The following is a 14,088-nucleotide window of genomic DNA, read 5'->3' as shown; positions in this document are numbered from 1 at the left end:
TTGTGTGGTAACTAATATGATAAACGATATTTCGCCACTATGGCGTTTTTTGTGTTAATTTTTTTAATTGGCTAACTTCATTTTAAAATCTCCCAACATTAAAAACTAGACCACGAAACATGATCTAGTCTAAAACAAACATCTTATTCATTATCTTTTTTGGAAACCATCGCTTTTAAACCACGTTTAAGGACCTGAAAGAAAGTCAACGATCTTACAATATGGTCAGGTTCAATATAGACCCGAACAGAACGTAGGACTTTCTTAGGATCTTTGCTTGAGAAGTTCAACATGCCATTTTTCTTAGTTTGAAATCCATACCTTGGGATCCACTTACCTTTAAAGTAAATGGAGGCAACAACAAGGTTGACTTCTTTCCACGGGATCTGAACATAATTATTAGGGTTTCTTTCATCATAGAATTCAAAAGCTTGATCTCCAACCATGATCTCCCCATAACTATTCATACCAACATGTGAGGTCCCACGAATAACTAAGTCAACTTTAGTATTCATTGACTTAACACGTTCATACTTGTTTTTTTTCTTTTTCTTGCCAAACATTGCTAAATACCTCCATTTTACCTACTACTTTTTCCCTGTTATAGCAAAAAACGATCCCATTGTACAATTGCAATGAGACCGTTAAACATCTTACTACCTATTGATTCTAAAGAAGTCCAACAACGTGACCGAGAATACCTACGACAAAGATACCAAGGATAATTACAATTGGAGATACATTCTTCTTTAATAACCACATACATAAGAACGTCAGTAACAATGGAACAAGCCCTGGGATCAGTTCATCCAAATTGTCTTGCAAGGTAGTGACCTTGACTTTATCTAGAGAACGTCCAGCCGCTTGTTGTGAAAGTGCTTCGTGAATGCCAGCCTTACCACTTGGTAGACTATTCCAATCAATATAAGCACCCTTTTGCTGCTGAATTTTTGAAACAGCAGGCTGGAAGTCAATATTGACCCACCGTTCGATCAAAGCACCTAACACGAACATACCCATCATAGATGCACCACGAGTGATCATTTGTAATAAACCACCAGATAAGTCATCTGTAATAGCATTACCTGCTTTGTAACCAAATTCTTGTGTATACCAAATAGTTGCTAGACGAATAATGTTCCACAATATGAAGAACAAGATAGGTCCCACAATGTTACCACCAAGAGCCAATGAAGCACCTAAAGCACCAAGCATCGGGCGAACAGTAAACCAAAATACTGGATCACCAACACCAGCTAAAGGACCCATCATACCGACCTTAACACCTTGAATTGCAGCATCATCGATTGGGGCACCATTAGCACGTTCTTCTTCCAAAGCTAATGTTACACCAAGAATTGGTGAAGTTACATATGGATGAGTATTAAAGAATTCCAAGTGACGTTGGTAAGCGGCTGCTCGATCTTCTTTCTTTTCATATAACTTGTTGATCGCTGGGATAATTGAATAACACCAGCCACCGTTTTGCATACGTTCATAGTTCCAAGAACCCTGTAGGAACTGTGTACGCCATGCTACTTTAATACGATCTTTTTTAGATAAACTAATTGTTTTTTCACTTACTACCGGTTCAGCCATTGTATTTCCCTCCTTATTTTAATAGTCATCGAGAATGTCGCCCAATGGGTCACCAGTATTACTGCTTCCACCATTGTTGCTACCACTATTTGAACCACCCTTATCAAGGGTCAAGTACATTAATGCCAAAGCAACACCTAAAGCACCAATAGCGATCAATGTTAAGTCAGAAAGTGCAGCAATTACAAAACCAATAATAAAGAATGGCCATACTTCACGTGAAGCCATCATGTTAATAACCATGGCGTAACCAACGGCAACAACCATGCCACCACCGATCGACATACCATCATTCAACCAGTCAGGCATTGCAGCTAGCATGCCACGAACTGATGATGCTGGGATAACTAATAAAAGAGCTGCTGGAATCGCAATACGCAATCCCTGCAAAGCTAGACAGATATAATGCCAAAAGTCGATCATCTTGGAATTTCCTTCTTTGGCAGCTTTATCCATCAAATGAACAAAAGCCGTACTTACAGTACGAACGATCATTGTCAAGAATAAGCCAGCAACAGCCAACGGGATAGCCAAGGCTACAGCAGAACCAACACCGTGAACTCCCTGACCACCTTGTACTAAAATAATAGCTGAAGCAACAGATGCTAGAGCAACGTCAGGCGCAACAGCAGCGCCAACGTTGGCCCAACCTAAGGCGATCATTTGTAATGAACCACCTAACATAATACCCTCAGTGAGATGTCCAGTAACCAACCCGATCAACGTACATGCAACTAATGGTTGATGAAATTGCCACTGATCCAAGATACCTTCCATGCCGGCGAAAAACGCCACGATCACTACTAAGATCATTGAAATAGCAGACATGAAATACCCTCCTTTTCATTTTTAAAGGCTTACAAGCCTAATCCTTTACGAGCTTTTTCAACTAATTCGTCAAAGTTACCTTTTTTATCCGCAGGTACTTTACGTAAATCAAATTGAACGCCCATCTTTTTCAATTCATCAAAAGCTTTTACATCTTCAGGTCCCATCGATAAAACATTGTTAACAGCAACTTTACCTTCAGAATGAGACATTGATCCAATATTAAGTTCCTTTAGATCCATCCCACCTTGAATAGCTTGTAAAGCATCTTCTGGGTTTTCAAACAAGATCAAAGCCTTAGTATTACCAAAACGAGGGTCAGTTGCGACCTCTTCCATCTTAGAAACAGGTACAACATTGGCCTTAACACCAGGAGGGGCTGCCTGCATGATCATGTTCTTACGCAAGTCGTCGTGTGCAACGCCATCCGAGACAACGATGATCCGATTAGGAGCAGTCGCCTTTGTCCATGAAGTAGCAACCTGTCCGTGGAGTAGACGTGAATCAACACGAGCAAGAACATAATCGATCTTGCCGTCACCGATCACAGTTCCTTCAGGGATCGATCCTCCCTTAGGTTGCGCATCATTAGCTTCTGTTGCTGCAGCTTCAGGTGCTTTTGGTTCTAGTTCTTCTGGTTTAACTTTCACACCATCTTTTGCCGTTTGGATAATATGAGCAGCAATTTCTTGTGCTGAATCCATAGACAAACGTGATGCGTATGCTTCGATGACCATCGGTAAGTTCATACCAGCTACAATCCCCCAAGTATCTTTATGGTCTTCGAAAATGTTACTTGCCTGGTTAAATGGTGTACCGCCCCACAGATCGATCAAAAACAAAACTTGTTCTGGATCGTCGAATGTGGCAACAGCTTTTTCCATTTTGGCATGAACATCATCCGGGCCTTCACTTGGTTTTAAAGTAACTGTTTGGACATTTTCTTGTTCGCCAAAAATCATTTGAGCAGATTGAAAAATGCCTTCCGCAAAACTACCATGGCTCGCGAGGATAATACCTACCATTTTGTGTACCTCCCACAATAAAATTTTCCGATAACTCGGATTTAATATACCATTAACTTAATTTATGCTAAGCATGAATATTATTTGGTTCACGTTTTACTAAGCCTTTTTCAGTTAACACCTTCCAAAGATCTTTTGAAGGATCTCCGGATACCTTACGGATATCTAACTTGACCCCTTGATCATGCAGCCAAGTAAAAGCTTCAACGTCTTTTTGATCGACTGAAATACTATCAGTAACCATTTGTCGTGAACTATTAAAGCTAAGTGCGCCAACGTTAACTAGCTTAACTTGGACCCCATTTTCGACCAAAGTCTGTGCGTCACGTGGGTTTTCCACTAAAATCAACGCTTTAAAATCGTTAAAACGTGGATCAAAGTAAATACGTAACATCTTCATTAAAGGTATCACGTGAACCTTGATTCCAGGTGGACTAGCCTGTTTGATCAATGTCTTGCGAATATTATCATGTGCAACTTGATCAGAGACAACTAATATCCGGTCAACTTTCAAAACTTTTGCCCAGTTCGTAGCGACTTGTCCGTGCAATAACCGACTGTCAACACGCATCAACCGAACTTCCATGGGATCACCCTCGTTCACTCAATCTAACGGTAAATTAAGTTAAAATGTACTGTGGAAATTTTAAACATCGTTTTCTTTTGATCGAAATGTTATCGTTTAAATAAAAATGGAAAAGTCATGATAACAAATTCTTCTAACGGTCAAAACGATCTAAGAGAAAACTATATTCAAAACACTCCACCAAACATGTAGCAAATTTCGTGCCAACTTTTGTGTATCATAGTTATAAGCTTATTTAACAGTATTTATAATTTCTTAAAAAATAACCCTGATACACAAAATAGTGTATCAGGTCAATAGTGTATCTTATTTTACGCCTTCAGTATCAAACAATTTAACGATATAATAAACTTCTTCTTCTGAAAGTTTCAAATTCAACGTAGTTTCAAGCAACTCATTTGCTTGGAATATGATTTGATACAGCTGTTCAGAACGCACACTTTCTATCTCTTTATCAGAAGCCGTGATCGGTGAATTAGTTAAGCACCGCTCAATTGCACCCGCCAAATGCATGACCACACTGATCCGTAGAGCATTTGTAAATTCAAAATCAACTCGTTCTGCAATATAATCACAGTAATTCCATAAAACACCGATCAATTTTTTGGGATTGATAAATGTAAAATACTGTGCCAGATATTGCTGGGCTTTTTGTTCAGTTAGATTTTCAGAACTCTCCAAGTTAACGGACGCATTATCAATTTTTCTTTCATCCCCCATTTTTTCGATCATATTAATGAATTTTTCACCGCCGCCTTGTAATAGATCTTCCAGTGAAATGAATGGAACAGGGATCTGTGGTCTTGTGATCCCCGTAGTCGCGATAATATGATAATTACGCTTCAAATCTTCCAACGTTTTATCCATTTCCACAACAGAGATCGGAATCACTACAATATCATCGATCAAATGGTCAACTAATATCCCGTCCAAGATTTTTTTGATTTTCTGGGCTGTACCTTGTCCCGTCGCACATAAAGCGACGATCGCCCGTTGCCTAGAATCACCGACTCCTACGCTAACATTATCTTGATCTTCGTCCATAACTGGCCGTGAATAACCGTTAAATTCAGTTAACTCATGGTAGATCAGATCAAGGTCACTATCGATCAATGATGACTTACGAGCTGCTTCTAAAATCATCGCTGTTGTTACCATGTCGATGGTCTTAACTGAAGCTCCAGTCAGTTCTTCAAGTTTGTTATTAAAAGTTCCAAGCGAACCCATGTCTACCATTAACAAAACTCCATTGCCTCGATCGACTCGTTTAACTTTACGTGCAATACCATGTAAGGCTGTTTGCGGATCCATTTCTAGTGCCATATCAAATGATTCCAAATTATCAGCCGATAAAAGCTGCCTAACAACATGAACCATTGAAGAAGCTGTGCTATCTCCGTGCGCAGCAACAACGATCCCCACTTTACCGGTTTCTGGCTCAGCCTTTAAGGAGGCTAACAAAATCGCCAAATAATACAGTTCCGAATCTGGGACTGGCATCTGGTAATGTTCTTCCAGCATTTCTTTTATTTTCTTTGCCAAGTCAAATTCACGCGGATAGTCATTGACCATTGAAATAATGTTATTAGCCACGCGCCGCAATGGCTTACCAGACTGCACACGTTTGATGAATGAACTAATGTGCAAGCTCATTCCATATAGGTAGTTTTCACCGACATCATAACGTTCTTCTTTTAGAAAAGCTCCGATTTCATTGGTAATATCAACGATGTCTTGGTCTATGATCTCATTGAAACTCTTCTCTGTCCGGTCAAATTTGGCATTTTTATAAAATGATTTCAAATGCACGTTAATATCAGTCATGATAAAATTATTGATCGCAGCTTGATCTAAACCCTGATCTTGCAAAACTTGTGCTTTTTCACCGATCACTTCATATAAGTTATACGGCAATTCATAATTATCTCTATCTGCAGGAGCAGTCGTTAAATTATCCGGTTGAATAACCATCGTCGGCTCCAACAATTTCGTTAATTTACTTTGCTCATCACGGTTAGAGGCCAAGCGCGGTAGCCCATCTTTAATATTTGCCGGCATCGTATCAAAATCTAATTTGATTTCTGTTTCATTGTTAATGTTCCCCAAAAAGCCTTGGGCACAAACCAGCTGAATGTTTGACTTCAACTGTCCCACGTTCCCATAGGTCACACTACCGATCAACGCTTGCACAACGTCTTCATTCAACCTAATATTCCGGTGGATCCGGTTAGCTTCGATCGTCAATAACCGTTTCATCATGGCAACACGTTCACGCATTGTCCGTTCTTTAAAAGCTGGCATCTGGATCATGATCGGGATCCGTCTGACGAATGTTTGCAATAAAGAACTTTCTGGGTCTTCTGTTGTAGCACACACTAAGCGCACATCAGCATAATGCTTTTTACCAGACTCACCCAATTTATTATAAGTCCCGTGGTCCATAAAATAAAAAATCATTTCCTGACCTTCCGGCGGCAGACGGTGAACTTCATCTAAAAACAGCATTCCACCATCAGCTTGTTGGATCAGTCCGTCTTTATCTTCATTTGCGCCAGTAAAAGCGCCCTTAGTATACCCAAATAATTGTGACATCAATAACTGTGGGTTATGAGCATAATCCGCACAGTTAAATACTATCATGCCTTCCTGGGACAAAACGTTCTTCCCCCAGGCAAACTGATACATAGCATTAGCAAAGTAAGTCTTCCCTGAACCAGTTGGCCCAGTGATCAATACATTTAAGCCATGTGGTGGATACAAAATAGCTGCTTTAGCTTGTTCAACTTGATTCTTTAAGCTATCGTTACGTCCGATCATCGTTTCAAAAAAATCAGTTTCATCCATCGAAGCAGTGACTTTTTCTTGCTGTTCTTGCACAGTAGAATTTTTTCTTTTATTAGCATGTAAGGTGACAGATTTTTCTGTACTATTTTGTGTTGAAGACTGTGTTTTTGTTCCAACTAATAAATAGCGTACGGGACGTCCAGTTGTTTTTCGCAAAATATTTTCACGTACTAAAGCGTTTAACTCCTTACTAACATTAGAACGTATCAAGCCTAAAGCTTCAGAAATAGCCAAAGTCGTCAAGCCTTGAGTATTTGCCTTCGCTTGGCTTTTCACATAAGCTAAGATTTTTTCACGGCGTGTCATATTTTTCCTCATTTCTGGACTATGCTTTGTGACAAAATTACTGTATCAATTATAACACACTGAAGTCTTATTCCACACCCAGGCCTTATTGGCACATTTTAAATCAATGTCAGCCGTTGATATTTTTGGTACACTAGCTACAGTATCAATTTAGGTAAATCACTTCAGAAAAAAGAGGTAAATAAAATGGAATATCTAGACTACGCGTTACAAAATTCTTGGGAATCACTTTCAAATTTAGAATCACCGATCGATATTGATTTAACGCTTACCACACATAAAACCTTATATAAGCAGCCTTTAGCTTTAACTTTTGCTTCTAACAAACAGATCATTAAAAAGATTCAAGCAAATGGAGACCAATTTTTAGCTAATGGCACTCTAACTATTGCTGACAACAAATATGAATTACAGCGAATTCATTTTCACGATGGCAGTGAACATACACTTAAGGGTCAACGACTAGATGGCGAGATCCACTTTGTGTATCAAAACGAAAACGGGGCCAATTTAGTCCTCGCACTCTTATGCCAAGTTAATGATCAACGAGCTGAACGCTTAGCGCTTAACCAGATCTATTCCGAAGATGCGCAGATCAATGAACTATCCAAACTACTACCAGATGACCTCTCTCATGTCACATATACCGGTTCTTTGACCACACCACCTTTAACTGCTGATGTAACCTGGGTCGTTTTGACGACACCACATTACATTTCAAATAGTTCAAAAAAAGCACTACACAATGACTACCCTGAAAACCACCGCGAGACCCAACCACTAAATGGCAGAGAAGTTATTTACTATACAAAATAATCGATAAAAAAAGAGAAAGTGAGGCAAAAGACGCTTTGACACCAATTTAAAACGACGATCGTATAATTTGGAGTCGAAGCAAAGGGGTGGACAAGAATCACGCAATCGTTGTTACAGTATGACTTCAGTCTTTGGGAACATGTTTAAGGTCCATCGATCTAACCCATTTAATTGATATACTCTCCTTATAGTAGACACGGAAATAAACAAAATCCGTATTCTATTGTTAAGGAGAGTTTTTATGTCTGGAAGAATCAACAAAACAATTTTAGCTGAGCGTCTCCAAGCCGTTACTAGCATCCTGCAAGGACAAACATCGGTCAAGGCAGCTGCCACACGATTAAAAGTATCCCACTCTACCATAGAAAGCTGACTCCGAGCGTACAGAACAGCTGGAGTGACTAACTTAAATCCGAGCCTGTCCATTTTGTCATTTTAAATGTGTAATGATTAACTTTTTATATTTTTTATTATTCAAAATATCCCAACAAATAACCCAGCTTTTCCGACCGTAAAAGATAGGTCTAGGTACTAAAAAATGCTAGAATAATGTTAAGATACTTTGTTAGAAAGGATGTGATCCGATGGCTAACGACATTCCCAATGAAACAACAAATATCGCCCGGAAAACCAAACGTGAGCGGCTTCTTGAAATCGTCCATGTTATTCGGGAACATGACATGCTCAGTAACTTTATCAGGCAAAAAAATGCGGAAGAGGTCCGTTTAGGATTTGAAGAGCTTGGACCGACCTTTATTAAAATCGGACAGATTTTATCAACACGTCCAGACTTAGTTTCACCTGCTTATACACATGAATTCAGTAAGCTACAAGATAACGTACAGATCGACCCCTACTCCACAGTCGAGCAAATATTTAAAGAACAGACAGGCCAAGAGATCGATGATGTCTTTGCTGAATTTGATAAAGATCCATTTGCCTCAGCTTCGATCGGACAAACACATCGTGCTCTACTTAAAGACGGAACAACCGCGGTCGTTAAGGTTCAGCATCCAAAAGTTCAAGAACTAGTCGAGACCGACATGTCGTTATTTGAAAAAGCAGTCAATATTTCAAAAATTGGACCTGAGATCGGTGCGATAGATCCGGAAGAAATTTTTAACGAGATCAAAGACGCATTATTTACAGAAATCAATACCGAGATCGAGATCAAAAACGGACAAGAATTTTATAACCTAAACAACAAAGATGGCATCATCACTGTTCCACGCACTTACTATGAAGTTTCTGCACAAAAAATCTTAGTCACGAGTTATATGCCTGGTGAAAGTATTAAATACTACATGCAAGAACCATTGAGTAAGAATCAACAACAGGCAAAACAACAAAAACAAGAACGTAAAGATGTTGCACAAGCTCTAGTCCGCAACTTTGTCAAACAAGTTTTCGTAGATAACTTTTTCCACGCCGACCCGCATCCTGGAAATATTTTATTCAATCATTTGGATCCAAAAGACATTAAAGAACAAAACAAAGTAGCTCAATTTCAGCGAAAAACACGTGGCAAAAAAACTACTTTGACTGCGGAAGATGACTTACCGAACTATCGGATCACTTACTTGGACTTTGGAATGATGGGACGTTTAACGCCTAACCTAGTCGACGGGATCATTCAAATAGTTCTCGCTTTGAATACTAAAGATACGCGCACGATCGGTAAGGCTATCTTGTCGATCTGTAATCGAACAGGTAAAGTCGACCAGGAAAAGTTTTTTGAAGAATTAGCGCTCTTTTTACAACCCTATATGCAAATGGGGCTAGGTCAAGTCGACATCGCCGGTTTACTGTTTGATACTATCAGCTTGTGTCGTGATAATAACCTACAAGCCAAATCAGAAGTAACTCTATTAGTCAAGTCCTTCGCATCTTTAGAAGGGATCGTGGCTGAGTTAGATCCTGACATGGAAATGATGGATGTCGCGCGCCCATTTGCCAAAGAATATCTCATCAACCACTTTAATTGGAAAAAGCAACTGGAAGATAGTAGTTTAGATCTGATGCAGTCAGTCCATTCCTTGCCTAAGATCCCACTTAAACTGGAGCAATTGATCAACCTTTTTACCAATGGACAAACCAAACTCAATATCTCTTTAAAAGGACAGGAAGCATTATTTGTCAATTTTGGTAAAATCGTTGATCGTCTCGTGAGTGCGATCATTTTAGCAGCTTTGATCTTAGGATCTTCGCTGTTAGTTCAAGGAAGTGCACAACACCCTGCAATTTATAAACTAGGTGTGGTTGGTTACATCATTTCATTTATTGTCATCGTTTTGATGGTCTTGGACTCATTATGGATCCGTTTTAAACATAAAAATAAGTGACGTAATTATCATCTTAAAAGACGATGATCGAAGGGCATTCAAGGTGTCGCTTATTTTAATGACATATCATAATAAATGTTTTTAAATTAGGCTAGACGGTCTTTGAATTGAAGTTTGACTTTTTTGACCTTTTAGTGTTTTTTCTTTGCATCTCAGCTAAAAGCGTATAGAATTAATAGTGAGGAATGAGTTAAAAGAAACATTTTCTTTAGCCCGTTTATCCCTATCTACTATTTTATGTAACAATATCATTCATTTATAGAAAGGAAGTTTTGTTGTTATGGCTAACGATATTTCTAACCGTTTTAATGATTTGTTGGATTCTGGGGATGAATTTTTCAAGAACTTTGGTCGTCCATTAATGAACTTAAGTGATTCTTTCAAGGAATTACGAAGTGACGTACAAGAAACTGATGAAGGATATACCGTAGCAATCGATGTTCCCGGTGTTGACAAGAAAGATATCTCGATCGATTTTAAAGATAATACATTGACTGTTTCTGCCAAACGCCAATCGTTTTCTGATCGTAGTGACAAAGAAGGCAACATGATCGCAAGTGAACGTAGCTCTGGTAGATTTACCCGTCAATACAACTTCCCTGATGTTGATCATGAAAAGATCGGTGCTAAATATGAAGATGGTGTTTTAACTATCACATTACCGAAAACAACTGAAGGTCAAAGCAAAACGCATAAAATTGAAATTGAATAATCAAAGTTAACTATCCGAGAGTGAGACAAAAGATGTTTCAACCTTTTGGAACACGTTTAAGGTCCGTCGATTCAACCCATTTAATTGGGATAGATCGACGGACCTTTTAGACTCCACAGCTGGTTTTGTCCCAGGCTCTTGTTTTTGCTGTTTCCCCCTACTATTTTAATAATCATAATGCCAATTAACATTGCTATCATAGGATTTCTAAGACTTAAAACAATAACCTTAAAAAACGTTATTTTTCTAAGTGATAACGGTTGCATAAATCTTGGCAGTGTGTTATAAAATAGGTGTAAGGAAAGATCAGGGCTCAGTTAATGAGTCAGACAACTGAATATAGCAACAAAAATAATTAAATTTTTAAAGAAAGAAAATCCGCTAGATTCAACCAAAATAGAGGATATGATCGAGGGTGTCGGAACCAACATGAGAAAGTTCCAAACGCAGAAAGATTCTTCTTTAGAGGGTGATTGAACCAACATGAGATGTGTTTCAACCACAAATAATTTAGTCAATTGGAAGTGATGAAGTCAACATGAAGTTTTTAAGATCCGTAAACCCAAAACGGGCTGGTCATAAGATTTTTAACACCGGTGTTGGCCGAAGTCTGGGTAAGGGAGCAATTGTAGTTCAATGAAAAATATGCAGAAGCTAGTTGCTCAACTAGGGTTGCGGAAACACGATCTTTCCTTACGAAACCAACAAGTCCAGTGCCCCTGATGTGTGAATATCTTAGGAGAAACACGTGAACCTCCAAGATGATATGTATGAATGTAACCGCGGGCCTGGACTTTTTTATTGTCTAAAATCAAATATGTAATATATTAAGATGACTTCAAAGGATAGTTAGGTAATCAAATGCATTTTATTTTTACTGTCAAAAAACAATTAAGTATTAGAAACAGTAGTTAAAAAGAGGCTGGGACAAAACAATATCCCAGTCTCTTCTTTTGCTAAAAATAATCAAATTATCGCTTGTAATTTTTATAGCATAAACGCGTTTCAAAAGTCTGAATCCTCAATGTAATGCCATTTACGCCATTCCTTCCCTGCGCTTTGCTACGGCCAAAAATGGCGTAAACGACGTTACATACCGGCTTCAAAACGACTTTTGTCCCGCTCTCCTTTTTGTTTTTGATCAGGAAAGTAATTCAAATTTATGATCATTTCTAAAACGTATGTTTGCGATTTAACTGATAAAGTTACATAATAAACTTGTCAAATCAGCGGAAGGAGGAAATATTTTGAAACAAACTTCTATCTTTGACCAAAATGAAAATAACAATGCCCCTTTAGCATACCGAGTCAGGCCACAAAATCTAACTGAGTTTGTTGGACAAAAACATTTACTTGGCCAGGGAAAAGTTTTACAAGAACTGATCGACAATGACCAACTGTCTTCCATGATATTCTGGGGACCACCAGGTGTTGGTAAAACTACTTTGGCGCGGATCATCGCCGCCCAAACACAGGCCAACTTCTTGACCTTTAGTGCAGTCACAACCAGTATCAAGGAAATCAAATCGATCATGCAAGATGCTGAAGCAGCGCGTGAAATGGGTGAAAAGACAATTGTTTTTGTTGATGAGATCCATCGCTTTAATAGAGCGCAACAAGACGCCTTTTTACCTTACGTTGAAAAAGGCAGTATCATTTTGGTTGGTGCCACGACGGAAAATCCATCTTTTGAATTAAACTCTGCCCTACTTTCTCGTTGTAAAGTTTTCGTCCTAAAAGAACTGCAACTAGATGAATTAGTAGAACTTTTAAAGCATGCACTGAATTCTTCGCAGGGATTTCCCGATTTATCGATCAATATTTCCGATGATACTTTAAGAGAAATAGCTGCTTTTGCTAACGGTGATGGCCGTAATGCCTTAAATACGCTTGAAATGGCAGTCCTCAATGGTCAACGTAACGGAAAAAAAGTCACGATCGACCATGATACTCTGCACCAATTATTAGGGAAAAAATCACTTCGTTATGATAAGAAAGGTGAGGAACACTACAATATTATTTCAGCTTTACACAAATCCATGCGTAATAGTGATGTCGATGCCGCAGTTTATTGGGTTTCACGGATGATTGATGGTGGTGAAGATCCGCTTTATATTGCTCGTCGTTTAGTCCGTTTTGCCAGTGAGGATATTGGCCTTGCAGACACTAACGCCTTAAATGTCGCCATTAATGTATTTCAGGCCTGCCAATTTATCGGCCTACCTGAATGTGATGTTCACTTGACAGAAGCCGTAATTTACCTAGCGCTCGCACCCAAGTCTAACGCTAGTTATAAAGCTTCTTTGATGGCTAAAAAAGATGTTAGATCATACGGCAATCTACCGGTCCCTTTGCAGATCAGAAATGCCCCAACCAAATTAATGGACGATCTAGGATACGGAGAAAACTATCAGTACGCTCACCAAAGTCCAGATAAACTGACTGCAATGGAAACAATACCGCCAGAGATCAAGGGTCATGTGTACTACAAACCGACTGAGCAAGGAAAAGAAACACGTTTTAAACAAAGACTCGACTATATCAAACAGTGGCATAAAAAACACGATGATCATTAATACAGAGGAAAACAAAGGACATTTTGAAGTCGATTTGTCACGATGATTACATTGTTTTGAGTCGTAGCAAAGAAAACAACCTGTATAAGGATCGTTGTTACACTAATGTTTCAATCTTTTAAAACGTATTTAAGGCCATCGATCTAATCATTTAATTGGTTAGATCGACGGCCTTTTTTAGGATAGCACAGCTAGTTATGTCCCAGACACCCTATGTCCCTATTTTTTGATTACGTTTCGAAAATCGAAACTTTTGACTAAGCTATTTTGTGATCATTTAGTGTTAGTTATCTGCTAAATTTTCTCCATTCTGTTTTTAATGATGATCTTTATTACCCACACGACTCAAAGTAACCTGACTTACACTCGTTAATCGATCATCATTATGAATTTCTACTTGCCAGGTTTGAAGATTAAAACCGACATGTAATGGTGTAGCTTTTGCGACCAAAGT

Annotated in this window: 10 protein-coding genes; 4 read left to right on the top strand and 6 right to left on the bottom strand. The window is 38.7% G+C overall.

The window, feature by feature from the left end:
* Positions 1-143 precede the first annotated feature (143 nt).
* The 6 genes from LACPOB_RS0105805 to LACPOB_RS0105780 form a co-directional block, all read right to left on the bottom strand.
* Complete coding sequence (locus LACPOB_RS0105805) at positions 144-563, bottom strand: DUF956 family protein (protein WP_017867890.1); 420 nt, start codon at positions 561-563, stop codon at positions 144-146.
* Between the two features lie 106 nt (positions 564-669).
* On the bottom strand, positions 670-1,599 hold the full coding sequence (locus LACPOB_RS0105800; RefSeq protein WP_017867889.1) for a PTS system mannose/fructose/sorbose family transporter subunit IID: 930 nt from the start codon (positions 1,597-1,599) through the stop codon (positions 670-672).
* An 18-nt stretch (positions 1,600-1,617) separates the two neighbouring features.
* Positions 1,618-2,427: a PTS mannose/fructose/sorbose transporter subunit IIC gene (locus LACPOB_RS0105795; protein WP_017867888.1), complete on the bottom strand. Its 810-nt coding sequence runs from the start codon at positions 2,425-2,427 to the stop codon at positions 1,618-1,620.
* A 29-nt stretch (positions 2,428-2,456) separates the two neighbouring features.
* Entirely contained in the window at positions 2,457-3,452 is a 996-nt protein-coding gene (locus tag LACPOB_RS0105790; protein ID WP_017867887.1) for a mannose/fructose/sorbose PTS transporter subunit IIA, read from the bottom strand.
* A 67-nt stretch (positions 3,453-3,519) separates the two neighbouring features.
* Positions 3,520-4,038, bottom strand: a complete 519-nt coding sequence (locus tag LACPOB_RS0105785) for a PTS sugar transporter subunit IIB (protein ID WP_017867886.1) — start codon at positions 4,036-4,038, stop codon at positions 3,520-3,522.
* 306 nt (positions 4,039-4,344) lie between these two features.
* Positions 4,345-7,188, bottom strand: coding sequence for a sigma-54-dependent transcriptional regulator (locus LACPOB_RS0105780; RefSeq protein ID WP_017867885.1), 2,844 nt, complete (start codon positions 7,186-7,188; stop codon positions 4,345-4,347).
* Positions 7,189-7,374: 186 nt separating this feature from the next.
* Here LACPOB_RS0105780 and LACPOB_RS0105775 point away from each other — a divergent pair, with 186 nt between their 5' ends.
* The 4 genes from LACPOB_RS0105775 to LACPOB_RS0105755 all read left to right on the top strand — a co-directional run bounded on the left by LACPOB_RS0105775 (position 7,375) and on the right by LACPOB_RS0105755 (position 13,634).
* On the top strand, positions 7,375-8,004 hold the full coding sequence (locus LACPOB_RS0105775) for a carbonic anhydrase family protein (RefSeq protein WP_017867884.1): 630 nt from the start codon (positions 7,375-7,377) through the stop codon (positions 8,002-8,004).
* 584 nt (positions 8,005-8,588) lie between these two features.
* Positions 8,589-10,346: an AarF/UbiB family protein gene (locus LACPOB_RS0105765; RefSeq protein WP_017867882.1), complete on the top strand. Its 1,758-nt coding sequence runs from the start codon at positions 8,589-8,591 to the stop codon at positions 10,344-10,346.
* 280 nt (positions 10,347-10,626) lie between these two features.
* On the top strand, positions 10,627-11,058 hold the full coding sequence (locus tag LACPOB_RS0105760) for an Hsp20/alpha crystallin family protein (RefSeq protein ID WP_017867881.1): 432 nt from the start codon (positions 10,627-10,629) through the stop codon (positions 11,056-11,058).
* A 1,247-nt stretch (positions 11,059-12,305) separates the two neighbouring features.
* Positions 12,306-13,634 carry a replication-associated recombination protein A gene (locus LACPOB_RS0105755; protein WP_017867880.1) on the top strand — a complete coding sequence of 443 codons (1,329 nt, stop codon included), beginning with the start codon at positions 12,306-12,308 and terminating at the stop codon, positions 13,632-13,634.
* Positions 13,635-14,088: the final 454 nt, after the last annotated feature.

It is taken from the genome of Ligilactobacillus pobuzihii E100301 = KCTC 13174, assembly GCF_000349725.1.
Lineage (GTDB): Bacteria > Bacillota > Bacilli > Lactobacillales > Lactobacillaceae > Ligilactobacillus > Ligilactobacillus pobuzihii.
The sequence above is the reverse complement of the archived record's forward strand: the minus strand, read 5'-3'. Positions and strand labels throughout refer to the sequence as shown.